The sequence below is a fragment of the Paraburkholderia rhizosphaerae genome, from assembly GCF_004366595.1.
GTDB classification, from domain to species: domain Bacteria; phylum Pseudomonadota; class Gammaproteobacteria; order Burkholderiales; family Burkholderiaceae; genus Paraburkholderia; species Paraburkholderia rhizosphaerae.
Genome location: NZ_SORE01000020.1, coordinates 86,402 through 109,928, shown reverse-complemented (window position 1 = coordinate 109,928; position 23,527 = coordinate 86,402). Strand labels below are relative to the sequence as shown.

At 61.9% G+C, this 23,527-nt stretch carries 26 protein-coding genes and 1 pseudogene; 6 read left to right on the top strand and 21 right to left on the bottom strand.

From position 1 onward, the window contains the following. Positions 1 to 6: 6 nt before the first annotated feature. The 4 genes from argA to proP all read left to right on the top strand — a co-directional run bounded on the left by argA (position 7) and on the right by proP (position 4,013). Positions 7 to 1,386, top strand: coding sequence for an amino-acid N-acetyltransferase (gene argA / locus BX592_RS23890; RefSeq protein WP_134195195.1), 1,380 nt, complete (start codon positions 7 to 9; stop codon positions 1,384 to 1,386). A gap of 45 nt (positions 1,387 to 1,431) precedes the next feature. Next, complete coding sequence (locus tag BX592_RS23885) at positions 1,432 to 1,707, top strand: oxidative damage protection protein (protein ID WP_134195193.1); 276 nt, start codon at positions 1,432 to 1,434, stop codon at positions 1,705 to 1,707. Between the two features lie 17 nt (positions 1,708 to 1,724). Beyond that, positions 1,725 to 2,081 (top strand): hypothetical protein, encoded by a 357-nt coding sequence (locus BX592_RS23880; RefSeq protein ID WP_134195191.1) that lies wholly within the window; start codon positions 1,725 to 1,727, stop codon positions 2,079 to 2,081. A gap of 462 nt (positions 2,082 to 2,543) precedes the next feature. After that, on the top strand, positions 2,544 to 4,013 hold the full coding sequence (proP, locus tag BX592_RS23875) for a glycine betaine/L-proline transporter ProP (protein ID WP_134195188.1): 1,470 nt from the start codon (positions 2,544 to 2,546) through the stop codon (positions 4,011 to 4,013). A 32-nt stretch (positions 4,014 to 4,045) separates the two neighbouring features. Here the strand turns inward: proP and BX592_RS23870 are convergent, their stop codons facing one another. From BX592_RS23870 to BX592_RS23840, 7 genes are all read right to left on the bottom strand, one after another. Continuing rightward, the gene (locus BX592_RS23870) at positions 4,046 to 4,444 is read right to left on the bottom strand and encodes a PRC-barrel domain-containing protein (RefSeq protein WP_377681653.1); all 399 of its coding nucleotides are present in this window, start codon (positions 4,442 to 4,444) and stop codon (positions 4,046 to 4,048) included. A 142-nt stretch (positions 4,445 to 4,586) separates the two neighbouring features. Beyond that, positions 4,587 to 5,087 carry a metallophosphoesterase family protein gene (locus tag BX592_RS23865; protein WP_134195184.1) on the bottom strand — a complete coding sequence of 167 codons (501 nt, stop codon included), beginning with the start codon at positions 5,085 to 5,087 and terminating at the stop codon, positions 4,587 to 4,589. Positions 5,088 to 5,093: 6 nt separating this feature from the next. Continuing rightward, a complete protein-coding gene (locus BX592_RS23860; RefSeq protein ID WP_134195181.1) occupies positions 5,094 to 5,669 on the bottom strand; it encodes a TMEM175 family protein in 576 nt (191 codons plus the stop codon). Positions 5,670 to 5,745: 76 nt separating this feature from the next. After that, positions 5,746 to 6,126, bottom strand: coding sequence for a cupin domain-containing protein (locus BX592_RS23855; RefSeq protein WP_243849702.1), 381 nt, complete (start codon positions 6,124 to 6,126; stop codon positions 5,746 to 5,748). 17 nt (positions 6,127 to 6,143) lie between these two features. Then, the gene (locus tag BX592_RS23850) at positions 6,144 to 7,544 is read right to left on the bottom strand and encodes an FAD-containing oxidoreductase (RefSeq protein WP_134195179.1); all 1,401 of its coding nucleotides are present in this window, start codon (positions 7,542 to 7,544) and stop codon (positions 6,144 to 6,146) included. Between the two features lie 201 nt (positions 7,545 to 7,745). After that, entirely contained in the window at positions 7,746 to 7,949 is a 204-nt protein-coding gene (locus BX592_RS23845; protein ID WP_134195177.1) for a hypothetical protein, read from the bottom strand. Between the two features lie 183 nt (positions 7,950 to 8,132). Then, positions 8,133 to 8,753, bottom strand: coding sequence for a glutathione S-transferase family protein (locus tag BX592_RS23840; RefSeq protein ID WP_134195175.1), 621 nt, complete (start codon positions 8,751 to 8,753; stop codon positions 8,133 to 8,135). A gap of 129 nt (positions 8,754 to 8,882) precedes the next feature. Here BX592_RS23840 and BX592_RS35270 point away from each other — a divergent pair. Then, a pseudogene (locus BX592_RS35270) lies at positions 8,883 to 9,002 on the top strand (DUF4279 domain-containing protein); the annotation flags it as partial. Positions 9,003 to 9,118: 116 nt separating this feature from the next. Here the strand turns inward: BX592_RS35270 and BX592_RS23830 are convergent. Beyond that, entirely contained in the window at positions 9,119 to 10,222 is a 1,104-nt protein-coding gene (locus BX592_RS23830; RefSeq protein WP_134195173.1) for a hypothetical protein, read from the bottom strand. A 292-nt stretch (positions 10,223 to 10,514) separates the two neighbouring features. Next, positions 10,515 to 10,802 carry a DUF1330 domain-containing protein gene (locus tag BX592_RS23825; protein WP_134195171.1) on the bottom strand — a complete coding sequence of 96 codons (288 nt, stop codon included), beginning with the start codon at positions 10,800 to 10,802 and terminating at the stop codon, positions 10,515 to 10,517. Positions 10,803 to 11,010: 208 nt separating this feature from the next. Here BX592_RS23825 and BX592_RS23820 point away from each other — a divergent pair, with 208 nt between their 5' ends. Next, positions 11,011 to 11,691, top strand: a complete 681-nt coding sequence (locus BX592_RS23820; protein ID WP_134195169.1) for an aspartate/glutamate racemase family protein — start codon at positions 11,011 to 11,013, stop codon at positions 11,689 to 11,691. 54 nt (positions 11,692 to 11,745) lie between these two features. On the opposite strand, the gene dhaK is transcribed toward BX592_RS23820, so the two are convergent. From dhaK to BX592_RS23760, 12 genes are all read right to left on the bottom strand, one after another. Beyond that, positions 11,746 to 12,735: a dihydroxyacetone kinase subunit DhaK gene (dhaK, locus tag BX592_RS23815; RefSeq protein WP_134195167.1), complete on the bottom strand. Its 990-nt coding sequence runs from the start codon at positions 12,733 to 12,735 to the stop codon at positions 11,746 to 11,748. A 14-nt stretch (positions 12,736 to 12,749) separates the two neighbouring features. Next, complete coding sequence (dhaL, locus tag BX592_RS23810) at positions 12,750 to 13,388, bottom strand: dihydroxyacetone kinase subunit DhaL (RefSeq protein WP_134195165.1); 639 nt, start codon at positions 13,386 to 13,388, stop codon at positions 12,750 to 12,752. After that, complete coding sequence (locus BX592_RS23805; RefSeq protein ID WP_134195163.1) at positions 13,385 to 14,404, bottom strand: ABC transporter ATP-binding protein; 1,020 nt, start codon at positions 14,402 to 14,404, stop codon at positions 13,385 to 13,387. The genes dhaL and BX592_RS23805 overlap by 4 nt, the downstream gene beginning before the upstream one ends. Next, positions 14,397 to 15,512 carry an ABC transporter ATP-binding protein gene (locus BX592_RS23800; RefSeq protein ID WP_134195161.1) on the bottom strand — a complete coding sequence of 372 codons (1,116 nt, stop codon included), beginning with the start codon at positions 15,510 to 15,512 and terminating at the stop codon, positions 14,397 to 14,399. The genes BX592_RS23805 and BX592_RS23800 overlap by 8 nt, the downstream gene beginning before the upstream one ends. A 3-nt stretch (positions 15,513 to 15,515) precedes the next feature. After that, positions 15,516 to 15,710 carry a hypothetical protein gene (locus BX592_RS23795; protein WP_134195159.1) on the bottom strand — a complete coding sequence of 65 codons (195 nt, stop codon included), beginning with the start codon at positions 15,708 to 15,710 and terminating at the stop codon, positions 15,516 to 15,518. Next, complete coding sequence (locus BX592_RS23790; protein WP_134195157.1) at positions 15,707 to 16,660, bottom strand: carbohydrate ABC transporter permease; 954 nt, start codon at positions 16,658 to 16,660, stop codon at positions 15,707 to 15,709. Before BX592_RS23790 ends, BX592_RS23795 begins: the two co-directional genes overlap by 4 nt. Next, on the bottom strand, positions 16,657 to 17,613 hold the full coding sequence (locus BX592_RS23785; protein ID WP_134195155.1) for a carbohydrate ABC transporter permease: 957 nt from the start codon (positions 17,611 to 17,613) through the stop codon (positions 16,657 to 16,659). Before BX592_RS23785 ends, BX592_RS23790 begins: the two co-directional genes overlap by 4 nt. 71 nt (positions 17,614 to 17,684) lie before the next feature. Beyond that, a complete protein-coding gene (locus tag BX592_RS23780) occupies positions 17,685 to 19,016 on the bottom strand; it encodes an ABC transporter substrate-binding protein (protein WP_134195153.1) in 1,332 nt (443 codons plus the stop codon). Between the two features lie 114 nt (positions 19,017 to 19,130). Continuing rightward, complete coding sequence (locus tag BX592_RS23775) at positions 19,131 to 20,150, bottom strand: LacI family DNA-binding transcriptional regulator (protein WP_208327967.1); 1,020 nt, start codon at positions 20,148 to 20,150, stop codon at positions 19,131 to 19,133. Positions 20,151 to 20,371: 221 nt separating this feature from the next. Further along, on the bottom strand, positions 20,372 to 21,712 hold the full coding sequence (locus tag BX592_RS23770; protein ID WP_134195151.1) for an NAD(P)/FAD-dependent oxidoreductase: 1,341 nt from the start codon (positions 21,710 to 21,712) through the stop codon (positions 20,372 to 20,374). Positions 21,713 to 21,889: 177 nt separating this feature from the next. Next, on the bottom strand, positions 21,890 to 22,918 hold the full coding sequence (locus tag BX592_RS23765) for a YeeE/YedE thiosulfate transporter family protein (RefSeq protein WP_134195149.1): 1,029 nt from the start codon (positions 22,916 to 22,918) through the stop codon (positions 21,890 to 21,892). 102 nt (positions 22,919 to 23,020) lie between these two features. Continuing rightward, a complete protein-coding gene (locus BX592_RS23760; RefSeq protein WP_208327966.1) occupies positions 23,021 to 23,476 on the bottom strand; it encodes a DoxX family protein in 456 nt (151 codons plus the stop codon). Positions 23,477 to 23,527 lie beyond the last annotated feature (51 nt).

Here is a 23,527-nt window from a genome sequence, read left to right as displayed (position 1 = left end):
CCGGGCATGAATTCCCAAACCGACCTTCACCCCGCATCCGCGAGCGCTCCGGTCTCGTCCGGCGGCGCGATTGCCAGTCCCGCGCAGCATGCGCAATTCGTCGAGTGGATGCGCTCGGTCGCTCCGTACATCCACCGCTTCAACAACAAGACGTTCGTCGTCGGCTTCGGCGGCGAAGTGGTGCATGAGGGGCTCCTCAACGCATTGGTGTCCGATATCGCGCTGCTCCAGGCGATGGGCATCCAGATCGTTCTGGTGCACGGCTCGCGACCGCAGGTCGAAGAGCAGATGAGCCTGCACGGCGTGCAATCCGAATTCTCGCAGGGCATGCGCATTACCGATGCGCGCGCACTCGAATCGGCCAAGGAAGCCGCCGGCGAAGTGCGTCTGGACATCGAGGCCGCGATCAGTCAGGGCTTGCCGAACACGCCGATGGCGCACGCGCACATCAGCGTCGTGTCGGGCAACTTCGTGACCGCGCGGCCGGTCGGCATTCTGGACGGTGTCGATTTCCAGCATACCGGCGTGGTGCGCAAGATCGATGCCGAATCGATCCGCCACTCGCTGGCAAGCCGCAAGCTGGTGCTGCTGTCGCCGCTCGGCTTCTCGCCGACCGGCGAAGCGTTCAATCTGGCGATGGAAGACGTCGCATCGGCCGCGGCGATCGCGCTGCGCGCGGACAAGCTGGTGTTTCTGACCGAGACCGACGGGCTGGTCGAAGGCAGCGAACTGGTGCGCGAAATGTCGCTCGACGACGCGTACAAGCTGCAGGAAAGCGGCGAAGTGCAAGGCGACGCGGCGTTCTATCTGAAGCACTCTATTCGTGCATGCCGTGGCGGCGTCGCGCGCGCGCACATCATTCCTTACGCGCTCGACGGCAGCTTGCTGCTCGAACTGTTCCTGCACGACGGCGTCGGGACAATGATCTCTTACGAGAATCTCGAGAGCCTGCGCGAAGCGACGCCGGACGACGTCGGCGGCATTCTGACGCTGATCGAGCCGCTCGAAACCGACGGTACGCTGGTGCGCCGCGGCCGGCACCAGATCGAGCGCGATATCGACCACTTCTCGGTGATCGAGCACGATGGCGTGCTGTTCGGCTGCGCGGCGCTCTATCCGTACACGCAGGAAAGAATCGGCGAGATGGCGTGCCTGACCGTCGCGCCGGAAGCGCAGAACTCCGGCGACGGCGAACGGCTTTTGCGGCGCATCGAGCAACGCGCGCGCGCCCGCGGCCTGAATCGCATCTTCGTGCTGACGACCCGCACCGAACACTGGTTCCTCAAACGCGGCTTCGTGAAGGCAACGGTAGACGACCTGCCGGAAGACCGCCGCCGCCTCTATAACTGGCAACGCAAGTCGCTCGTGCTGATGAAGCAGCTGTGAGCGTTACCCGCGACCGCCCCCCCTATTTATCAGGAGAAGCACAGCATGGCTCGCATGGTTCAATGCACGAAGCTCGGCAAGGAAGCCGAAGGCCTCGATTTCCCGCCGCTGCCCGGCGAACTCGGCAAGCGGATTTACGAAAGCGTGTCGAAGGAAGCCTGGCAGGCATGGCTCAAGCAGCAGACGATGCTGATCAACGAGAACCGCCTGAACATGGCCGACCCTCGCGCGCGCCAGTATCTGATGAAGCAGACTGAAAAGTTCTTCTTCGGCGAAGGCGCCGATCAGGCGTCGGGGTACGTGCCGCCGTCGCAGGGCTGAGCGCTGCATCGCGTTGCATGGTCGCCGGCCTCTTCTGGCCGGCCGACGGCACCGCAATGGGCCGTGGAGTGTGGAACGCACCTCGCCCGGAAGCCAGCCGCAAACCACATCGAATCCGCGCTCAATGCGCGGATTTTTTTATTTTTTTAGGCCGATACCCCTATGCTGGGGTCGTTCGCGCCACGCCGCTGAAAAAAGCCGCATCCCCCGCCCAGCAACGGATGCAGCGCTTTCAGGCGATCCTTGCCGGACAAGGGGTTTGCGCGATCCTCCGTCATCGTGCTAACATGTTCATCGTTCTAACAGCAAGTCACCTGCATTTCGCCGTTCGCCCCGGAATCGGTGCGTTCTTTGCGCGCCCGCTCGCCGCATAGCCCGCCTCCGGTATCGAATCGTTTTCAACCAGAGGGCTTGTCGGACTTTTCGCCGGACGTCACCGTCCGCGCGCGTCGCAACCGCAATCTGCCGGTTCGGCAAACGGTCCAGCAGTCATTCAAGCCCTTCAAAACAGGCGCATCGCAATTCCGGCACCTGCCGTATTGCACGCGCCATCCTGTATCCGCCCCGCTTCGCGGGCTCTGGTCTCATCGCCAGGCGGATGCAAACCTGCAGCAGTACCTGACCGAGTGCAAGTTCGCGACGACCCGCGACCCACGCGCGCTGACTTTTTGCGCCGCGACCAATGCCGCGATGCGCATCCTGTAGACCGGATTTCCGTGAGATTTGCGCGGGAGTTCCGATGAAGCCGGCCGTCGACGAACACGCACTTCCCAGCAACCGTGGCTGACGCGCATACATGGACACGCGTCAGGCCGCAGTCATTGGAGAGTTTGACTTTGACCGCTTCCAGCAACGGCTTCTGGCGACACAACAACAGCAAAAACAGCCTGTCGCTCGACGACATCACGATCGTCGACAACAGCCTTCTTAAGCGCGCCGTCGGCGCCATGGCGCTTGGCAACGCGATGGAATGGTTCGACTTCGGCGTGTACAGCTATATCGCCGTCACGCTCGGCAAGGTGTTCTTCCCGTTGAGCAGCCCGTCCGCGCAACTGATCGCGACCTTCGGCACGTTCGCCGCCGCGTTCGTCGTGCGGCCGATCGGCGGCATGGTGTTCGGGCCGCTGGGCGACCGCATCGGCCGCCAGCGCGTACTCGCGATGACGATGATCATGATGGCCGTCGGCACGTTCGCGATCGGCCTGATACCGAGCTACACGTCGATCGGCATCCTCGCGCCGGCACTGCTGCTGCTCGCGCGTCTGGTTCAGGGCTTCTCGACCGGCGGCGAATACGGCGGCGCGGCCACCTTTATCGCGGAGTTTTCGACCGATCGCCGGCGCGGCTTTATGGGCAGCTTCCTCGAATTCGGCACGCTGGTCGGCTATATCCTCGGCGCGGGCACGGTTGCGATCCTGACCGCGACGCTGTCGCAGGATGCGCTGCTGTCGTGGGGCTGGCGCGTGCCGTTCATGATCGCCGGGCCGCTTGGCCTCGTTGGTCTGTATATCCGCCTGAAACTCGAAGAAACGCCGGCGTTCAGGAAGGAAGCGCAAGCGCGTGAAGCCGAAGAAAAAGCGCGGCCCAAGCAAACGCTGCGGGAGTTGCTTGCGCAACAATGGCGGCCGCTGCTGCTATGCGTCGGCCTCGTGCTGATCTTCAACGTGACGGACTATATGGCGCTGTCGTATTTGCCGAGCTACCTGTCGGCGACGCTGCACTTCAACGAAACGCACGGCCTGTTCCTCGTGCTGCTCGTGATGGTGCTGATGATGCCGATGACGCTCTACGCCGGCCGCCTGTCCGACACCATCGGCCGCAAGCCGGTGATGCTGTTCGGCTGCGTGGGCCTGTTCGTGCTGTCGGTGCCCGCGCTGCTGCTGATTCGCATGGGCACCGTGCTGCCGGTGTTCGCCGGCCTGATGATTCTCGGTGCGCTACTGTCGACGTTCACCGGCGTGATGCCATCCGCGTTGCCCGCGCTGTTTCCGACCAGGATCCGGTACGGTGCGCTCGCGATCGGCTTCAACGTCTCGGTGTCGCTGTTCGGCGGCACCACGCCGCTGGTGGCCGCGTGGCTCGTCGAGCACACCGGCAATCTGATGATGCCCGCGTACTATCTGATGGGCGCGTCGCTGATCGGCGTGGTGTCGGTGGTCGCGTTGCGCGAGACCGCGAAAAAGCCGCTGCTCGGCTCCGCGCCGTGCGTCGCGACCCGTGCGGAAGCGCATGCGGTGCTGCGCGGCCATCGCGAAGCGGCGGAACTCGAAGAAGCCTATGCGGCGACCGCCGCGGTGCGCGCCTGAGAGAGCATCCTGATGACGATGCACGCCGGAACCTAATCCGGCGTGTACTTGAATTCGGGCATCGCTTCGATCGACTGTTTCGTCGCGTCGGGCAACATCACCTGCTTGTCGCTGATCTGCAGACTGCTGAACGGCACCGCGACGTAGTGCTTGCCCATGCCAAGCACGCCGCCGACCGACAGAATCGCGAACGCATTGTGATCGGACGTCGACAGGATGACATCGTCGATTGTGCCGATGCGATCCTTATCGCGGTTATAGACGGTCGCGCCGGTCAACCTGGAGGCGCGGAACCCCGCGCCCATCTGAACCACGTCGACGCGTGTTTGCGTCACCGATTGCGGCGCGCCCTGCGCGGCGGCGCCCGCTGCCGCACCTATCGCACTCGCGGCGACAAGTGAAGCCACACATAGAGTAATGGGTCGCTGGATCACGGCTCCTCCCTTTGCGTCGGTGCGATCAACACCACGCAATGCTTCAATGACCACGCAACGCGCATCGGCATCGATGCGCGTTGCGTTTTCGATTGATGTCTTTCCAGCAGGGATAGCAATGCGCGTGCCGCGCTCACGCTCACGCGATCAGCGTATGCAGCGTCGCGTGGACCTGCGCGCCGTCGATCAGCAGAAGGCCCGCGGAGATCGGCAGTTTGAAACGCCGCGGCCCTGCGCTGCCCGGGTTCACGAATAGCACGCCATCGCGCTCGTCGATGCGCGGCTGGTGCGAATGTCCGGTGACGACCACACGCACCGGCTCGCGCCGCGCGCCGACATCGGCGATATCGTGCACGACGAGAATCGTGATGTCGTGCACCGTCAGCGTTGCGTGCGTGGGCAACCCGTCGGCCCACGGGCCGAAGTCGTTGTTGCCACGCACCGCGGTGACCGGCGCGATGTCACGCAATGCATCGAGCACCGCCGGCTCGCAAATATCGCCGGCGTGAATGATTGCATCGCAGCCGATGAGATGGCGCAGCGCTTCGGGCCGCACAAGGTTATGCGTATCGGAAATCAAACCGATCCGCGCGACTTTCGACGATGCGGAAAACGAAGCAGCGGAAGACGACGCAGCCATCGCAGGTCACTCCGTCAGCACGCGTTCGATGCGCCGGTCCGGCACCAGCCAGATCGCCGCCATCAATGCGTAGAGCGCGGCGGAAATCCACGGCGCGACGAACGCGAGCGCCGCGCCTGCCAGATACACCGCGACCGATAGCTTGCCTTTGCGGTCGGAGCCCAGCGCGCGCGCGAGCGTCGAATCGGGACCGTGGTGGCGCACCATCACATGTGCAAGAATGAAATACGCAATCGCGCACATCAACAGCACGACGCCGTACAGCGCGGTCGGCCACGCGGCCAGATGACTTTCGCCGAGCCAATGAGTCACCGCCGGCAGCAGCGACAGCCAGAACAGCAAATGCAGATTCGCCCAGAGCGTCGCGCCGTTAACCTTCTGCACGGTATGGAACATATGGTGATGGTTGTTCCAATAGATGCCGACATAGATAAAGCTCAGCACGTACGCGCAGAACACGGGCCCGACGGGCCGCAGCGATTCCAGATCGAATCCTTCGGGCACCTTGAGTTCGAGCACCATGATCGTGATGATGATCGCGATCACGCCGTCGCTGAACGCCTCGATTCGCCCTTTGCCCATCTGCCGGTTTCCTTTATCCCAGTTGGATGACGACGGTGCTGCCCGCACATGGGGCCAGCGCCCGCGCTGCGGCCGATTATCGGCGATCATCCGGGGCTTTGTCGACTTCGGCGGAATAGTGAACCGCAAGCCACACGGTCGGCTGGTCGGGATGCGTCCATGCGACGCGATGGCGACGATGCGCTTCGATCAGCAGATAGTCGCCGGCGCGCATTTCGTGCCGCGCGGCGTCGTGTTCGAATTCGAGCGCGGCGGCGCCCGTCAGCAGCACGACCCATTCGTCACGAGGACTGTCGTACCAGAAGCCGGCCGGGCTCGCATGCGCCATCGACACGATCCGCTCGATGGTCAGATCGCCCCGTTCGGCCAGCACATCGACATGCTCGTGCGGGCCATGTTCGACAGGGCTGAATAAATTGCCGGCGGCGCCGGGCGCAAATCTCGGAGCGAGTTTCACAACGCGCGGCCTCGTCGCTATTCGAGTGGCTTCAGGCCATCGAGTAGTGTCGGCACGAGCTCGCTGACCGTCGGGTGCACATGCATCGCGAATTGCAGCGTCGGATACGGCGCACGCGCGGTCATGATGTCGATAAACGTGTGAATCGCTTCGTCGCCATCCACGCCGTAAATGGTCGCACCGAGAATCTGCTTCGTTTGCGGGTCGACCAGCGCCTTCATGAAGCCGTCGGTTTCGCCTTTTTCGCGCGCGCGGCCGACGCGCGTCATCGGCATCGTCGCGATCAGCGCGGGGCGGCCGGATTGACGAACGTCCGTTTCCGATAGCCCGACGCGCGCGAGCGGCGGATCGATGAACACCGCGGACGCCATGATCCGGTCGTCGACACTGCGCGTGTCGCCATCGAGCAGATTCGCGGCGACGATCAGATAGTCGTCGTACGACGTATGCGTGAACGCGCCACGCCCGTTGATGTCACCGATCGCCCAGATGCCGGGCACATTCGTGCGCAATTGCCCGTCGACCGGAACCGTTCCGCGTGCGTCGACGTGCACGCCCGCCGTGTCGAGGCCGAGGTCGTCGGTATTCGGGCGGCGGCCGGTCGCAAACATCAGATGCGATGCATCGACCGGAATGCCGGACGCGCACGACACACGCGCAGCGGTCGAACCTTCGCCATTCAACGGCTCGATGCGCACGGGCTCCGAGTGGAAGCGACACGCGATGCCCTCGCGCGCGAGCACCTTTTCGACGGCTTGCGCGAAGTCCGCGTCTTCGCGCTGGAGCAACCGCTCGCTGCGCACCAGCACGGTCACGCGACTGCCAAAACGGCGGAACACCTGCGCAAATTCGAGCGCGATATAGCTACCACCGACGATGACCAGGTGCTCGGGCAGTTCGGTCAGATCGAGCAATGTCGAGTTCGTGTAATAGCGAATCCGTTCGAGGCCGTCAATCTTCGGAATGACCGGCCGCGTACCCGTGTTCAGGAAGACTTCATCCGCGCTCAGTTCGGCGCTGACGTTGCCGTCGGGGTCTGTGATCGAGATCGTGCGCGGGCCGGTGAAGCGGCCGTGGCCGGTGAACACCGACACGTTTTGCGCAGTACGCAGCCACTTTTCGACGCCGGTACGCGACTGGCCGATGATGCGATCCTTGCGTGCCTTCACCTCGGCGAGATCAACGGTGACTTCACCGGTCAGCTTCACGCCGTATTCGGACGCGTGGCGCGCGACGTGTGCGGCGCGCGCGCTTGCCACATAAGCTTTGGTCGGCGTACAGCCGACATTCACGCACGTGCCGCCGAACAGTTCGCGCTCGACGATGGCCGTCTTGCGGCCGCTCTTGCCGAGCCGGACGGCGAGCGGCGAGCCGCCCTGTCCTGTACCGATCACGATTGCGTCGAAGTGCTGTGGCATGGCAAATCTCCCAAAGCGCAGTCGAGAATCGGTCATCTTACGCCAGCACGACGAGAATGCCTTTTGAGCGTCGCAACGGCCCATGCCAAAGGCTTTCGCCAATAGAAAACCGGGCGTCGAGGGCCCGGTTTCCATCAGCGGCCGCGCGTTGCGGACGCGGGATGCGGATTTTCGGTTCGGTGTTTGGTCTGTTGGGGGCTCTTAGTGCGGCCGTTCTTCGCCGTGGCACACCATATGGCACATCAACTCGCGCGAGCGCTGCAGCGCCGCGCGTGCGCCGTTGGTTGCGACCAGCACGCCAACTTGCCCGAGGTTGAAGTCCGTCGACACCATCATTTGCATCAGCGACAGCATCGGCAGCACCACTGCCGGATGATAGATCTGCCGCTCGATCAAGGATTTCATGACTGCTCCCAGAGTGCGTCGCAGCCTGTCGGGGGCGCGCCGCTAACTTATTTCCAATGGAAGCAATTTTAGAGATTGGCCACCTGTGGATAAATGGCGCAAATCCGAAGTCACTTGTCGACGGAGGACAACAATCCCGGCACGCGCCCCCGGGCTCGCGTGCCGCAACGCGTTGATGGCTCGCTACTCGAGCGGCGTCTCGACGAACACCGGCAGCGCCTCGGCCCGCGCGGAAAATGCGGCGAGCGCCGGATATCGTGCCGGATCGATCTCGTTCAGCAACATAAACTGGGTGAAGCGCCACGCGACCGCGACCGTGATATCCGGCAGCATCAGGCGGTCGCCGAGCAGCCAGCCATTGCCTGGGTGCGCGGCGACTGCCGTTTCCAGCTGAGCATAAGCGGCATGCAGTTGAGTTCGAACGCGTTCGACCCATGGCTCATGGCGTTTTTCTCGCGGCCGCAGCATATCTTCATACACGTGCTGCATCGTCTTTTCGCATGCGGCAAGCGCGAAGCCGATCAGTTGTAGCGCTTTGGCCCGCGCGACGAGGTCTTCGGGCATCAGCCGCCGCTCGGGCGCGACCTTGTGCTCCAGATAGTCGAGGATCAACGACGAATCGACGAGCATCGTGCCGTCGTCGGTAATGAGCGTCGGCGCCTTGACGATCGGATTAGTCTTCGCGAATTCGTCGAAGTTACGGAAGACCGATAGCGCGCGGTGCTCGTAGGGAAGGCCATACATCGCGAGCGAGATCGCGACGCGACGGACGAACGGGGAATCCATCATGCCGATCAGTTGCATGTTTGCTCTGCTCCTCATCTGGTTGGTTTTCCGATGATTCGTTGTGCACGGGTTGGGCGACGCGGGCGCGGGCGCGGGTGCAGTTACTTTAGACGAATGGAACGCGGGTGGCGAGCGCTCGGATCGACGGTGAAAAGCGACAACCTGGAGCCCCATCTCCGATATCTCGTGCAGCGCTTGGGACTGCCTCGCGATGACCTGCGCGCACTCATCGATCGAACCGGCGCGCAGATGCGTTTCTTCTGCTATTGCGTCTGCATGAACCTACACCGTCCGTCGCCGCGCTGTTTGCGACGGCGAGTAAGCGCGTAAGCGCAGTTACAGAGGGCGCGCGGCGCGACCGCATCGCACCGCGCGTCTCACCCTCAAACCTCGACGTGCGTCGGCTCGAACGACATCGCGCCCGTGCTGCCATCCGGCCGTTTGAACAGCGTTGCGCCGTGGCCTTTCAGATCGCGCAGCGAGATCGACAACGTCTGCGTGAAGCCGATGGTTACGGAGAAACCGCCTGAGGAGGATTCGCCTTGCGTACCGTCCGCCGTTGCCGCACCGCCGTTCGCATCACCCGCTACGTTGCCGGGTTGCACGGCCTTGATCATCTGGCCTAGCAGATCCAGCGCTTCCTGCGTGCTGTGCAGCGTCGGTTGCGACAGACCGGCGAGCAGCGCGCTCAACGTGCTGTTCGCGTCGCTGGACGCCGTCTTGTCGTTGGCCGCGCCGGACTGCGCGGCAGCATTCTGATCCGTGCTTGCATCATTGCTGGCGCCGTTGCCGTTTTTGTTATGGCCTTGGCCGGGCAACAGACTCAAAATGCCGTCCTGCTGCGGTTGAGGCAGCGCCAGCATCGGCAGCGTGAATGCAGCCGGACCGCTGATCTGCGTCACCGTCGTAATTGCGCTGATCTGCTGTTCCTTCAGCGAGATCGATATCTTGCCGGTTGTCGCATCGAACTCGATTGCGACCGAGCCCGAGCGTTCATTCACCGCAACCGACGAAGCCGACATCGTCGTTGAACCGTAACTGGCGGACATCGACGATGCGACAGAAACGGACTCGTCGAAACTCGCGTTGAGATCGACCGGACCGCCTTTGGCCAACTCGGCAACGAAGTCTTTGGTCGCCGCGTCGGCCTGCTGCTGGCTAAAGCCGTTTTGCACGAGAAAGCCGTTGAGCGCGAAGCCCAACTGGGTGCTCGCGGCAGCCGACACCTCGCGCACGCCCGTCGACGGATCGACGGTCGTTGCGCTCTGCACCGCCTGCCCGAATGCCTGCATCAACTGACCGACACTGGCTACCTGCGCCTGCAGCGCAGCGGCGAGTGATGCGGCCAACTGGGAGCCGGGGTCGGCGAGCGTGCCCGCCTGGCTGGATCTGGTCCGATGCGCGTTGGCGGACGAGTCGCTGGGATTCGTCGGAATCAGGGAGCCCAGCAACCCGGTGAGACTACTGCCGCTAATTGGAGTCGACATATCTGGTGATCGGAGGGGGACGTGTCCGGATACCGCCAGCCGCCGCAGGTGGCGAACTATTGGCGTTTGTCTGAAGTTATCGGCAGATTGTTGTGCGTCTTGAGGAGGTTGCGTATTTTGCGGATGGCCGTGCGTCGCGCAACCATCGAGAAATGAGAAGGCCCGCCGAAGCGGGCCTCCGACGGCGATCGCCGACATTTTTGTGTATTGATGTGTATGGTTTTATGGCGAGATTCGGGGGCGGAGGTGCTCCGGCCTCGTCCGGAGAAAGGATTCGAACGCCCGGGCCAGGTCACACGCCTTCGACGAGAACGGCGCGATAGCGTGCGCCCCTGAACCGGTGCTGCGCAACCTGCTGATACGCCGGACTGTCGTACCACGCACGCGCCGCCTCCGTTGACGGAAACTCCACGATCACAACGCCCTCTGGCGCGTCCCCTTCCAGAACCTGCTGAGGACCGTAGGCCGCGAGAATTTTGACCGGATGACCTTTGAAAGTGTCACCTACCTTGCTTTGATAGACGTCCAGTTCAGCCTGATCCTGCGTGCTTTCCTTCGTAAAGACGATATAGGTCGCCATGACATACGCTCCTGCTGCGGGGTGAATGGTCGAACGATTATGCCGAATATCTGATTCCGGCAGGATGCGGGTTGCCGCGGGGTGCCCACACTATTATTGACAGACCTTGTCAACGCGATCTGGATGCTGGTTAATTCTGTCATGGGCGTCAAGCATGGCGCACCGGAAAGACGCGAAAAGGGATTATTCGACTTAAAGGGGTATTGCCATGCACATTGGCTTGATCGGCGGGATTGGCCCCGCGGCGACCGAGGTTTACTACCGCAGGCTGGTGCGCGCCCACGTTGACGCCCAACGTAGACTTTCTCTGACTATCGCTCACGCCGACACCACCGAGTTGGTCGCGAACCTGCAGGCAGGCCGTGCCGTCGAGCAAGCGGCCGTCTTCGCGAGGTACATCGAACAGTTGCGCGCAGGCGGCTGTGAAGCGGCGGCGGTCACATCCATGGGAGGACACTTCTGCATCCGGGAACTGGCGGCCCTCTCCAGCCTGCCGCTCATCAATGCGATCCCTGTGCTGGACGCATGGTTCGCTGATCGGGGTTTGTCTCGTGTCGGCGTTCTCGGAACGCGTGCCGTGATGGAGTCTGGTCTGTATGGCATATCGTCAGCCGAGGTCGTGACGGTCGACCCAGACGAACTCGACCGCGTCCAGGCTTACTACGTCGCGATCGCTGTTGCGGGATTCGCGACGCCGGAGCAGCTCGACTATTTTCACGAGACGGGTCGCAAGCTGTACCGGGATAAGGGAGCCGAGGTCGTTGTTCTCGGAGGGACTGACTTGTCGCTCGCATTTGACGGCAAGGACCCCGGCTACCCGACGGTCGACAGTGCGATCATCCATGCCGACGCCATCGCGCGTGTGGCGATGGACCTGGAGGCGCCCTGACCGGCGGCGCCGCGGGCCGCCGGGGGAATCCCCAGCGATCGGCAGGAGCCCCAGCTACACCCCCCATCGCAGCGACGGCGTATGCACCGGGCTATCCCAATGCTGCGTCATTTCGTCATCCAGCACGCACAACGTAATCGACGCACCGGCCATTTCCAGCGAGGTCGTCAGCGAACCGACCTGCGCGCGAGCGATTTTGAGGTCCCGTTGTTGCAGCCATAGGCGAGTCGAATTGAACAACAGATAGAGTTCACCGAGCGGCGTCCCCCCAAGGCCATTGATCAGCACCAGCAGGTCCGACCCGGCCTTCGGCTTCAGATCGGCGACGATCCCGGTAAGCAGTTCTCCCGCGATCACATCTGCCGCGGCAAAGCGGGCACGCCGCCGCCCTGGTTCGCCATGAATTCCGACGCCAACTTCGATTTCATCGTCGCCGATCTTGAACGTCGGCGTGCCCGCCGCGGGCACCGTGCAGCTCGAAAACGCGACGCCCATGGTCGCGGTCCGATTGTTGATCCGATCGCCAAACGCCTTGCACTGTTCGAGGTCCGCCCCGGCTTCAGCGAGGCTTCCCACCATTTTCTCGACGATCACGGCGCCCGCTACGCCGCGCCGCCCCGTTGTATAGCTGGAGTTTTCGACGGCAACGTCGTCGTTGATCAACACCATCGCATTCGGCAGATCTGACATCTCGGACGCCATTTCGAAGTTCATTAGATCGCCCGAATAGTTCTTCACGATAAACAGCGTGCCCGCGCCCATATCGACGGCCTTTGCCGCCGCCATCATCTGATCGGGCGTCGGCGAAGTGAAAACCTGGCCGGGGCATGCGGCATCGAGCATCCCGTAGCCGACGAAACCGCTGTGCAGCGGCTCGTGCCCCGACCCGCCGCCCGATACCAGCGCGACCTTGCCCGGCTTCAGCGTCTTGCGCCGCACGAATACCTGCTCCTGATTGAGGACCACAAGATCACTGTGCGCAGCGGCGAACCCCGCCAGGCTCTCGGCCAGAAAGTCGTCGACCTGATTGATGAATTTCTTCATGGCTTACGCTCCTTTCACTCTCTGTATTGCGCGAGCCGCGCACATATCGCGCCGATCATCAACTGGCTCGACCGCGCACCAGGATCGATGTGACCGCGCGAGCGCTCACCGAGAAAGGACGCGCGGCCCTTGGTCGCGAGCATGTCACGGGTGGCAAGCATGCCCGCTTCAGCGACCTGTGGTAGTGCATCGAGCACGGCTTCCGGCAAAGCGTTGCTGTCAGCCAGTTCCGCAAAGCGCGATGCGACGGGAATCAGCACGTCCATCATCGTCTTGCTGCCGATGCCCGCCTTGCCGCGCTGCGCAACGGCGTCCACCCCCGCCGCGAAGACCCGCGCGGCGTCCTTCAGGCTCGGAACATCCGCACGATCGGCCGACGCTTTCGCCATCCCATGCAACATCGAAAAGAGCAGCGGGCCCGACGATCCGCCCACCGTCGATAGCAGTTTGGACGCGGCAAGGTCTAACGCGGGGGCCAACGTCATCGCCTCGATTTCGGCACGCATCCCAAGCAATGCGTCGAATCCGCGTAGCAGGTTAAAAATATGATCGCCGTCGCCAATCTGCTGATCGAGCAAGGTGATTTCGTCGGTATGTTCCTTCAACGTCGCATTCGCAGCCTCGATGCACGCCATAACCGTTTTGCCGTTCATGCCGGAATCCTCCTGCCGTCGGAACCGAAGTAGAGAAGGCTGCGCGGCGGTAGCGATGCGCCGACCGTTTGCCCAGGCACAAAATTGCGCTCGGTCATCGTCGTCGCGGCGATCGCGGTGCCTTCGCGATCCAGAATCAGCAGATGTCGAAGCGGCGAATACTCGAGTACGCGGAAGTTGAGCACATCGCGCGCATCCAACGCGTGCAGAACGATATCTTCCGGACGGATCGCGACCGTCGACGTACCCTCCGGCAAAGCGGCGAAATCGAACAGCGTCGCGGGCAGCACATTGATCGGCGGAGAGCCAAGACGCTGTGCCGCGCCAAGGGATGCCGGATTGCCATACACTTCGCGCGGCGTGCCCATCTGCACAATGCAGCCATGTTCCAGGATGCCGATGCGATCGGCCAGCGTCGTCGCCTCGACCTGATCGTGCGTCACGTAGACGATCGTCGCGCCGATGGTCCGATGCAGCCGCTTCAGTTCGATGCGCATTTCCTCGCGCAATTTCGCGTCGAGCGACGACAACGGCTCGTCCATCAGAAAGACTTTGGGCTGGCGCACCAGCGCGCGCCCGATCGCCACCCGCTGCATCTCGCCGCCCGACAGATGCGTCGCCATGTTGCCGAGCTTCGACTCCATATGCAGCATCTGGGCCACCTCCTGCACGCGCGCGGTCACTTCCGCCTCGCGCAGGCGCCGTCGCGGCGAACGCAATGGAAAAGCGAGATTTCCAAAGACGGTCAGATGCGGATACAGCGAGTACTGCTGGAAGATAAACGCGACGTCGCGATCCGCGGGATGCGCATCGGTCGCCGCTTCGCCATCGATGAAGATCGCGCCTTCGTCGGGCCGTTCGAGTCCGGCAATCAGCCGCAGCGTCGTCGTCTTGCCGGCGCCGCTCGGCCCGAGCAATACGACGAATTCGCCCTCCTTCACGTCGATCGACATCCTGTCCACTGCGACGATATCGCCGAAACGCTTCGTCACCTGTTGCAAGCGGATCTCAGACATAAGCGCCTCCATTGCCGTTGCCATTGACGACCATCTGGCGCGCGGCACCCGGCAGCAGCTTGCCGCTGGCTGCGTCATAGACCAGCGTGTGTTCCTTGCGAAAGGACAACCCGACCTGCGACCCGGCCGCCCGCCCGTCGCTTTTGCCAACTCTCACGCGGACAATGCCAAGCGCCGTATCGACGACGAGAATCTGATGCGAGCCAAGATACTCGTCGGCAATCACGCAGCCACGCAAAGGACCCCGCTCGTCGAGCAGGATGTGCTCGGGCCGGATGCCCAATAGCGCCTTGGCTGCGGACGCGTCGACACGTGGTACCGGCACCCATGCGCCGCCTAGCGAGACCCGTTCCGCACCCGCTTCGACGCCGGTGTCAACGGCCAGAAAGTTCATCGGCGGACTGCCAATGAAATTGCCGACAAACACCGTGGCGGGAAAATGATAGATCTCGTGCGGCGCCGCGGACTGCAGGACTTCGCCCTGATTCATCACCACCACATCGTCGGCCATCGCCATCGCTTCGCTTTGATCGTGCGTCACGTAGACGGTCGTCGCGTTCAGCGCGTTATGCAGTTTTCGTAGTTCGAGGCACATCAGTTCGCGGAAATCGGCATCGAGTGTGCCGAGTGGTTCGTCCATCAGAAAGGCCTTCGGATGTCGCACGATTGCACGACCCAGCGCGACGCGTTGACGGTCGCCGCCGGACAGTCCGCCGGTTTTGCGGTCGAGGATCGATTCGATGCGTAGCATCCGGGCGGCGGATTCAACGCGCGCGGCGATCTCGCGACGCGAAATGCCTTCGTTTTTCAGCGGAAACGCGATGTTGTTGCGCACACTCATATGCGGATAGAGCGCGAACATCTGGAACACGAATGCGATGTCGCGCTGACGCGCGCGCAATGTGGTGACGTCTTCGCCGTCGATACGGATCTGCCCCGACGTCGGTAGCTCGAGTCCGGCGATCATGCGCAAGGTGGTGGTCTTGCCGCATCCGGACGGTCCGAGCAACACGACAAAGCGACCGGTGCTTACCGTCAGATTGGTATTGCGCACGGCCGTAAAGTCGCCGAAGCGCTTGTGCAGATTTGAAAGAACGATCGTCGACATGGCTCAGTCCGGAAAGTGACTTGTCACGACGAACGCCAGCGCGCCCACCAGGATGACGGGAAACGACCACGTATAGAGAGCGACGGTGAACGGTTGAACCAGCATCGCGATGCCGACGCCGATCAGCACCGTCGAAGCACCTTCGCAGTAGCGCCGGCGAAATAGACGCCGACGTGGCAGGGTCGATTGCACTTTCATTTGCGCACCGCTCCGAAAGTGATGCCGCGCAACAGGTGCTTACGTAGCACGACGGTAAAGAACAGGATCGGCAGAACAAACAAGGTCGTCGCGGCCGCGACGGCCGGCCAGTCCTGGCCGCCCTCGCCGATGATGAACGGAATGAATGGCGGCATCGTCTGCGCGTCGCCGCTCGTCAGCAGTAATGCAAACGCGTACTCGTTCCACGCGAAGATCAGACAGAAGATGGCGGTGGCCGCAATGCCGGTGATCGCTTGCGGCAGCACCACCTTGATAAACGCCTGCAGACGCGTGTAACCGTCGACCAGCGCGGCTTCCTCATACTCGCGCGGGATCTCGTCGATGAAGCCCTTGAGCAACCACACGGCCAGCGAAACGTTGACCGCCGTGTACAGCACGATCATGCCCAGATAGCTGTCCGCCAGACCAAGTGCGCGGTACATCAGATAGATTGGAATCGCGACGGCAATCGGCGGCATCATCCGTGTCGACAGAATGAAGAACAGCAGATCGTCGGCCATCGGTACTCTGAAGCGCGAGAATGCATACGCCGCGAGCGTGCCGAGAAATACCGCGAGAAACGTCGAGCCGAAGCCGATGACGAGCGAATTGATAAAACGAGGCACAACCTTCGACGGCCCGGCGATCACCAGATTGCGCTTGCGCACATCGCGGTCATACCAGGTCTGCGCGGGTGGCAGGCTCGCGATGAACTCCGGCGTCTGCCGCGAACGGATCGTGAACAGATTCACGTAGCCTTCCAGTGATGGCTGGAACATCACGACGGGTGGATAAGCAATTGCGTCCTCCTGAGTCTTGAAGCTCGTCAGGATGATCCACGCGATCGGCAATGCCGCGATCAGCGCATACGCGATCACGACGACAGCGGCGAAAGTCTTTCCGCGCGGCGAAGCCGCCACCACGGATTGTTGAAGGGCAAGGTCTGTCATCGCTGTTTCACCCTGTTCAGTGCCTTCACATAGATATTCGCGGCGCCGAATACGACGACGAACAGAATGATGGCGAGCGCGGACGAATAACCCGTTTGCCACTTCTCGAATGCGGCGCGTTTGAGTGTGATCGACACGGTTTCCGTCACGGAACCTGGACCGCCCGATGTCAACAGATTCACCATGTCGAACATCTTGAAGTTCTCGATGCCTCGAAACAGAATGGCGAGCATCAGGAACGGCAGCGTCATCGGCAGCGTGATCGACCAGAACTGGCGCCATGGCGAAGCCCGATCCACTTCGGCCGCTTCGTAGATGTAATCGGGAATCGAGCGTAGACCGGCGAGGCAGATCAGCATCACGTAAGGCGTCCACATCCATGTATCGACCATCACGATGGTCCACGGCGCGAGCGGTACATCACCGATCATCGAGAACGAGCCAGGCGGAATGCCCGTGAAAAAGCTGACGATGTCGTTGAAGAGGCCCGTTTGAGGTTGCAGTATGAATGTCCAGAAGTTGCCGACGACGGCGGGCGACAGCATCATCGGCAGCAGGATCAGTGTCGTCCAGAAGCTGTGGCCGCGGAACTGCCGGTTGATCAGCAACGCAAGCCCGAACCCAAGCAACACTTCGAGTCCGACCGACCAGAACACGAAGCGCGCGGTGACTTGCATCGCATACCAGATGTCTTCATCAGTCAGGATGTCCGTGTAGTTGTCGATGCCGACGGAACGCGCCGGCACACTAGGCATGTTCGACTTGAAGTTGGTAAACGACAACCGTAATGCCCAGATCAGCGGAAAGAGGTTGATCGCGAGCAGCAGAACGATGGTCGGGAGAATAAATAGCCAGGCGATGGTCCGATCGGACAGTCCGCGCAGGCGCGCCGCCGCGCGCGCGTGCGTTTTCGCCCCCAACCCTTCTGCAGGAAAAGGCTTGTTTGCCAACATGCCTGACTCCTTGATACGGAATCTGCCAGGCCATTCGGCCCGGCGTTCCGCACGTTAAGGTTGTTTCAGCTTCAGTTTTTTCCTTCTGCCTTGAAGACCTTGTTCCAGTCCTTGACTAGCAGATCGAGCGCTTCTTGCGCGGTGCCTTTGTCGGCTACCACATAGTCGTGCACGCGCTTTTGCATGTCGAGCAACAACTCGGCGTACGCGGGTTCCGCCCAGAAATCCTTGACGATCGACATGGACTTCAGGAAGGCCGGCGCGAACGGCGCGCTCTTTGGAAAGTCCGGTGCATCGACGACCGACCTGGCCGCCGAATAGCCGCCGAGTTGCCACCACTTCTTCTGCACGTCGGGTTGCGCAAACCACTTGATGTATTCGAGCGCGTCCGCTTTGTGGTCCGAATACGAGACGACCGATATGCCCTGTCCGCCAAGCTGCGTGAACTGCTTGACTTCCTTCGGATTGACAAAGAAACCGATCTTGTCACCGCCGACGTTCGGGTCTTTATACAGTCCAGGGAAAAACGCGAACCAGTTCATCTGCATCGCGACCTGACCGGACTTGAACGCGTCGAGCCCTTCCTGCATATACGCGTTGGTCATGCCGGGCGCGGTACAGCACTTGTAAAGCGCCTTATAGAATTCAAGCCCTTTGACTGCGCCAGGCGAATTGACGAAGCCCTCAAGGTGATAAGGCTTCCTGGGGTCCTGATATTCGAAGCCATAGTTGTAGAGCATGTTGGTCACGCCCATCGTGATGCCTTCCGAACCGCGCTCGGTGAAGATATAGACGCCGTACACGGTTTTTCCATCAATTTTTCTTCCCTGAAAGAATTCCGCTGTCTGCTTGAGTTCATCCATCGTGGTGGGCGGCTCGAGCTCGCGTTTGTACTTCTGTTTGAACTCGGCACGCAGTTCAGGTCTTGCAAACCAGTCTTTCCGATACGTCCACCCGACTGCGTCCGCCATCGCCGGTAACGCCCAGTAGTTCGGCGTATTTTTCGGCCACTCCGCGTAGCCGACCACGGTTGCCGGAACGAAATCGTTCATCGATATCTTGTTCTTCGCGAAGAAATCGTTGAGCTTCACATAGTGCCCATTGACGGCCGCTCCGCCAATCCATTGGCTGTCCCCTATGATCAGGTCGCACAGCTTGCCGTGCGAATTGAGCTCGTTGAGGAAGCGGTCCGCGTAGCTCGTCCACGGCACGAACTCGAACTTCATATTGATGCCGGTCTTGACTGTGAAGTCCTTTGACAATTCGACGAGTGCATTGGCCGGATCCCACGCGGCCCAACACAACGTCAACTGTTTGGCTTGCGCATGTGCGGCCGATGCGAAGCAAAGCCCCATCGACGCCAGGAGCGTCGAGATCACCCTTGCTGACGTAAGACGTAACATTTGTCTTCTCCTTGTCTTCCTCGGGTCTCCAACCTGATAACAGACAGTGCCCATGCGCCGGGCGCTGTATTCGGGCTTCGGCGGATTCAGCACATCGTCCGCGCGTCGCGAGTGTCAGGCACGCGCATTCTCACGAAGATAAATTCGGGTTTCGGGGGTTGGGATACCTGGCGTACCACGCACGTCGTTAAGCAGATTGATGGCTGCAAGGCCCGCCCAATGGACGATGCCTCGCACGTCCTGATCGAGGATCACGTCAATCGCGCGCTCGGCGAGTTGCGCACGGGTGTCGCTGGTGCATTCGTGGCCGATCAGAACGACGCGCGCCTTGCTGCCCAATTCCTGTAACGCGGATGCAATGCCGGAAATGCCGCCGCCCGTCGCATATACGCCGACCAGATCGCGGTGTCCGGCAATCAGCCCTTGCACAGCGAGGCCCGCGCTCTCGTCGTCTTCGGTGAAATCGGGTTCGGTGACCCAGCGCAGGTTGCGGAAATCCTCTTCGAGAACCTGCGAGAAGCCGATGCGACGCTCGAGTTGATCGTGTAGCCGCGACGACGCGGACAACACGGCCACAGTACCGATGCGCGAGCCGATGAAGCGCCCCATGAGCAGCGCGGCAATTCGTCCCGCGACGCGGTTATCGACACCGACGTATGCGGCGCGAGCACTCGACGGCAAGTCGGAGAACACCGTGACCACCGGCACGTTTGCATCGGCCATGTCCTGAATCATCCTCTCGACCCACGGATAATCGAGCGGCACCAGCACGAGCGCATCGTAGTCAATCAGTTGCCCGGCGAGGGAAGTTGCGTCGCGCTGGCTAGACTGGTCGCAACGATAGAACGACGGGACGATGCGATGCTCGCGAAAGAAGCTCGCCGACAGCGCGACATCACGCTCGACCTGGTTGAGAAAGCGGGAGTTGATTTGCGGCAGAACAAAGGCGACCCGGAATGAAGTCGTCTTCGCGGGCCGGCCGCGGCTTGCCCGCTCGTCACGCAGCGTCGCAAGCGCGAGATGGACGCGTTCAGCGGTTTCAGGGCGAACCCCATGGTCGTCGCGCAGCACACGGTCTACCGTGGCGACGCTAACGCCCGCGCGACGCGCAATCATCATACGGGTAGCCGGCATGGGTCTCCTCCGGTGCCGAGCCTGGAGTCGTTTTGTTAACTCAAGATAGTTTTCCGCCCGTGGAATGCAAGCTTTTTTATCGCGTTAAATTCATCATTTTTAATGAGCGAAGTGCAGCAGATTTCGTGACGGCCGCGTGGCTCCTTGCCACCGCGCCATCGACGTAAAGCTCGATGCCCGAGATAAACGCGCTGCGCTTATCATCTCGCGCGACCCAGCCGTTACAGCTTGCGTGCGCTCGCATCGGTCGGCATGCCGCGAGGCGGCACGTGGCCATTGATTTCATCGGCCTCGTTCGAGCGCGTGAAGCGCAGGTGGGTGATGTCTATCGGAAAGAACATACTCCAGCTCCATTCCACAAAGATCCTCAGCTTGCGGCCAAGCGTCGGAATCCGGGAGAGATAGAAGGCACGCCACAGTAGCCATGCGGGCAGGCCGGTCAAACGTATCCCGTAGATTGACGCGACACCCTTCATGTGGCCGATGGTCGCCATCGTGCCTTTGGCCACGAATGCGAACGGGCGGGTCTGTCTGCCCGCCAGACGGCGCACCAGGTTGTCCGCGAGTTGATGTGCCTGTGCGACCGCATGCTGGGCTGTCGGCGGCGACGGCTGATCGGTCGCCTCGTTGTGCACCAGCGCGCAGTCTCCTGCTGCCCAGAAGACGGGAAAGCCCGGCACGCTCATGTCGCCTTGCGTCGCGATCCGGCCGCGCTCGACAGGCAAGGCGATGCGCGCCGCCAGCCGCTCGATCAACGGGTTGGGTTTCGTGCCGATCGTGCAGATCACCGTTGAACCGCTCAGGAACTCGCCGTCCTGCAACGTAACGCCTTGCGCGCCGACACGCGATGCACGCGCGCCGAGCCGGACGTCGATGCCCCTTTCCGCCATTCGCTGCGCAGTCATCACGCCAAGCGCTTCCGGCATTTCGGGCAATAGCCGGTTTCCATCGTGAAGTATCGTGACGGCAAGTTCTTCGTCGCGTACGAGCTTGTAAAAGTGCCGCACGCTGTGGAGGTAGTCGGCCAGTTCGCCCGCTACCTCGACGCCGGAGAATCCGCCGCCCACCACGATGAAATGTCCAAGGCGCCGTCTGATCGCCGGGTCCGATTCCAGTTCGATACATGCGAGCCGTCGCAGAACCTGATTGCGGATAAACATCGCATCGCCGATCATCTTGAGCGGCAACGCGTGTTCTTTCATGCCCGATACGAGTTCCAGGTTTGCACGCGTGCCGAACGCGAAGATCAGGTGCTCGAAGGGGATCTCGCGAGTGCCGGCCAGCGTCGTGCCACGTATGGTCCGGCGCTCGTAGTCGATGTCCTCTACCGTTGCCATGATGAAGCGAGAGTGCTGGATCATCTGGCGAATCGGCACGATCACCTGCTCAGGAAAGACGGAGGCGCCGACGACTTCAGCTAGCATCGGATTGAAGGTGGTGAAGCTTTCGTCGCTGATGAGCACCACCCGATAGGGCGCAGGCAAGCGCCTTTCGAGGGCCTGTGCGAGCGTCGTACCGGCAAAGCCGCCGCCGACGATCACGATGTTTTTCCCGGTTTCCATGTCATCTCCTTACGCACCCATCGACCGGAGCGGCCTGGGTCTATCAGGTAGTATGCGAATCGCTCCTCACACACGCGTCGCCCGGAGTTCACTTTTCTGTCACAACAACCGGACCGCGAGCTCCATCTCATCGTTCAAGCTGTCGATCACAATGAGACTGCCGATGAGGCAGATGGCTTATGCAAGCTCCGTCATTTTGCGTTGCCGGCGCACGCACAACAGTCGGCGCGACAACGACGCCGCACCGATCGCGAAACCTGTCGCTGCAAACGCGACCCACGCATAAGGCCGCAAGAGAGGCATCGCCAGCAGCACGAGCGCATCGTTACCACCGGGAATCATCAGGCTTGCCCAGCCCATCAACGCACCGCCAGTCAAACAGCGCACCAGTTGCGATGGTGTGACGCGCGTCCCGCTGGCGTGTTCGCCGCGCATTGCGCGTTTGATCAGGGCTGACATGGCACCCACGATCAGTGCACCGAACAGCAGGCCACGCGAGGCCGTCGCGCCACCAGGGCGACCCTGTGCGAGATCGGCGAGCGTATCGGCAGATGTCCCGACGCTATCGAGCACGAACAGCAGCACGAACGTGATACCGATTGCGGCAGTTGCGCCGCGCGGCAACCACGAAACGCGATGCCCGTCATCCGGATTCGCGCATCGCATGCCCGTCGTCGATCCTGCGTGGCGCGAGTGCAGCGCACAGGCTGCAAGCATTGCGGATATCACACCGAGCAACACCACGATGGAAGCAGGCGCATATAGAGCCGGTGAATCATGCACGGGAAATGGGATCGCAATCGCAAGTCCACGCGCGGCGATGTGACAGCCCGCGTAATAGCCGATCGGTGTTGCGACGTAGCTCCACTGCCCCGCGCCAATACGCGCGATCGTGCCGAACGCGCACGCGCCGTTCACCGACGCGCCCAGTCCAAGGAGCAGGCCTCCCAAGACCGCCGCGTGAGTCACCGGCGCGCCAGCCGGAAGAGATGGCAGCGCATCGAGCGATTTCGCAATGAACAGACCGCCTGGCACGAGCATGAACGCCGTGAGGATAGCCAGCAGACGCCCGCATTTGCGCTCGTCGATGATCTCGTTGACGGCAGCCACGGCGCAGGACGCCCCGCGCCGGATCGCAACGCCCACGGCGAGCGCGCAGAGCGCGGCGAGTGTCGCTGTGGTCGCGCCAGGGATGACATTGCCCATGAGATTGCTCCGCAAGAGCCATTGCCCAAATGCGCTTCGGCGGATCGGACGCCGCCGGACGCGGCGCGCGCTGGCCGGCGCCCGCTGACAGCTGCGCCGTAGTTAGCAGCGCGACGACGTGTGACCGAGCCAGCGGCCGATCAGGTAGTCGAGCGACAGCTTGCCTGGGCCGTGCAGCAGCGTGACGAGCAGAAAGAGCCCCCAGTACTGGTGATCGCGCAGACCGACTTCCCCCAGCCCCGGGTAAGAGATCACGGCAATGATGTTGAAGATGAATAGCCCGAATGCCGCGAATCGCGAGCCGAGCCCGAGCACGAGAAAAATTGGCAAGCCCAGTTCGGCGGCCGTGCCCAGATAGGCAGCCAGCACGGGCGGCAGAAGCGGCACCGAATACTCGCTTTGAAAGAGTGCGAGCGTGGAAGACCAGCTCGCGAGCTTGGTGAGCCCAGACTGGAAGAACACCAGGCCGATGGCGATGCGAATGCCGAGGTCGAGCACAGGTGTGGCGAACTCCAGTGCGCGCAGCGCCGAACGGTACAGCGAAATTGCCTTGTGCATGACGTTCGGGGGTTCAACGTCGCGCGTCGCGGAAAGGGGCGATGAGATCTT

Bases quoted from the DNA above. Each gene is read 5' to 3' on its own strand.
- argA (WP_134195195.1), top strand. From the start codon at position 7: ATGAATTCCCAAACCGACCTTCACCCCGCATCCGCGAGCGCTCCGGTC.
- BX592_RS23885 (WP_134195193.1), top strand. From the start codon at position 1,432: ATGGCTCGCATGGTTCAATGCACGAAGCTCGGCAAGGAAGCCGAAGGC.
- BX592_RS23880 (WP_134195191.1), top strand. From the start codon at position 1,725: ATGGTCGCCGGCCTCTTCTGGCCGGCCGACGGCACCGCAATGGGCCGT.
- BX592_RS23865 (WP_134195184.1), bottom strand. From the start codon at position 5,087: ATGGCTGCGTCGTCTTCCGCTGCTTCGTTTTCCGCATCGTCGAAAGTC.
- BX592_RS23860 (WP_134195181.1), bottom strand. From the start codon at position 5,669: ATGGGCAAAGGGCGAATCGAGGCGTTCAGCGACGGCGTGATCGCGATC.
- BX592_RS23850 (WP_134195179.1), bottom strand. From the start codon at position 7,544: ATGCCACAGCACTTCGACGCAATCGTGATCGGTACAGGACAGGGCGGC.
- BX592_RS23845 (WP_134195177.1), bottom strand. From the start codon at position 7,949: ATGAAATCCTTGATCGAGCGGCAGATCTATCATCCGGCAGTGGTGCTG.
- BX592_RS23840 (WP_134195175.1), bottom strand. From the start codon at position 8,753: ATGCAACTGATCGGCATGATGGATTCCCCGTTCGTCCGTCGCGTCGCG.
- BX592_RS23830 (WP_134195173.1), bottom strand. From the start codon at position 10,222: ATGTCGACTCCAATTAGCGGCAGTAGTCTCACCGGGTTGCTGGGCTCC.
- BX592_RS23825 (WP_134195171.1), bottom strand. From the start codon at position 10,802: ATGGCGACCTATATCGTCTTTACGAAGGAAAGCACGCAGGATCAGGCT.
- BX592_RS23820 (WP_134195169.1), top strand. From the start codon at position 11,011: ATGCACATTGGCTTGATCGGCGGGATTGGCCCCGCGGCGACCGAGGTT.
- dhaK (WP_134195167.1), bottom strand. From the start codon at position 12,735: ATGAAGAAATTCATCAATCAGGTCGACGACTTTCTGGCCGAGAGCCTG.
- dhaL (WP_134195165.1), bottom strand. From the start codon at position 13,388: ATGAACGGCAAAACGGTTATGGCGTGCATCGAGGCTGCGAATGCGACG.
- BX592_RS23805 (WP_134195163.1), bottom strand. From the start codon at position 14,404: ATGTCTGAGATCCGCTTGCAACAGGTGACGAAGCGTTTCGGCGATATC.
- BX592_RS23800 (WP_134195161.1), bottom strand. From the start codon at position 15,512: ATGTCGACGATCGTTCTTTCAAATCTGCACAAGCGCTTCGGCGACTTT.
- BX592_RS23795 (WP_134195159.1), bottom strand. From the start codon at position 15,710: ATGAAAGTGCAATCGACCCTGCCACGTCGGCGTCTATTTCGCCGGCGC.
- BX592_RS23790 (WP_134195157.1), bottom strand. From the start codon at position 16,660: ATGACAGACCTTGCCCTTCAACAATCCGTGGTGGCGGCTTCGCCGCGC.
- BX592_RS23785 (WP_134195155.1), bottom strand. From the start codon at position 17,613: ATGTTGGCAAACAAGCCTTTTCCTGCAGAAGGGTTGGGGGCGAAAACG.
- BX592_RS23780 (WP_134195153.1), bottom strand. From the start codon at position 19,016: ATGTTACGTCTTACGTCAGCAAGGGTGATCTCGACGCTCCTGGCGTCG.
- BX592_RS23775 (WP_208327967.1), bottom strand. From the start codon at position 20,150: ATGCCGGCTACCCGTATGATGATTGCGCGTCGCGCGGGCGTTAGCGTC.
- BX592_RS23770 (WP_134195151.1), bottom strand. From the start codon at position 21,712: ATGGAAACCGGGAAAAACATCGTGATCGTCGGCGGCGGCTTTGCCGGT.
- BX592_RS23765 (WP_134195149.1), bottom strand. From the start codon at position 22,918: ATGGGCAATGTCATCCCTGGCGCGACCACAGCGACACTCGCCGCGCTC.
- BX592_RS23760 (WP_208327966.1), bottom strand. From the start codon at position 23,476: ATGCACAAGGCAATTTCGCTGTACCGTTCGGCGCTGCGCGCACTGGAG.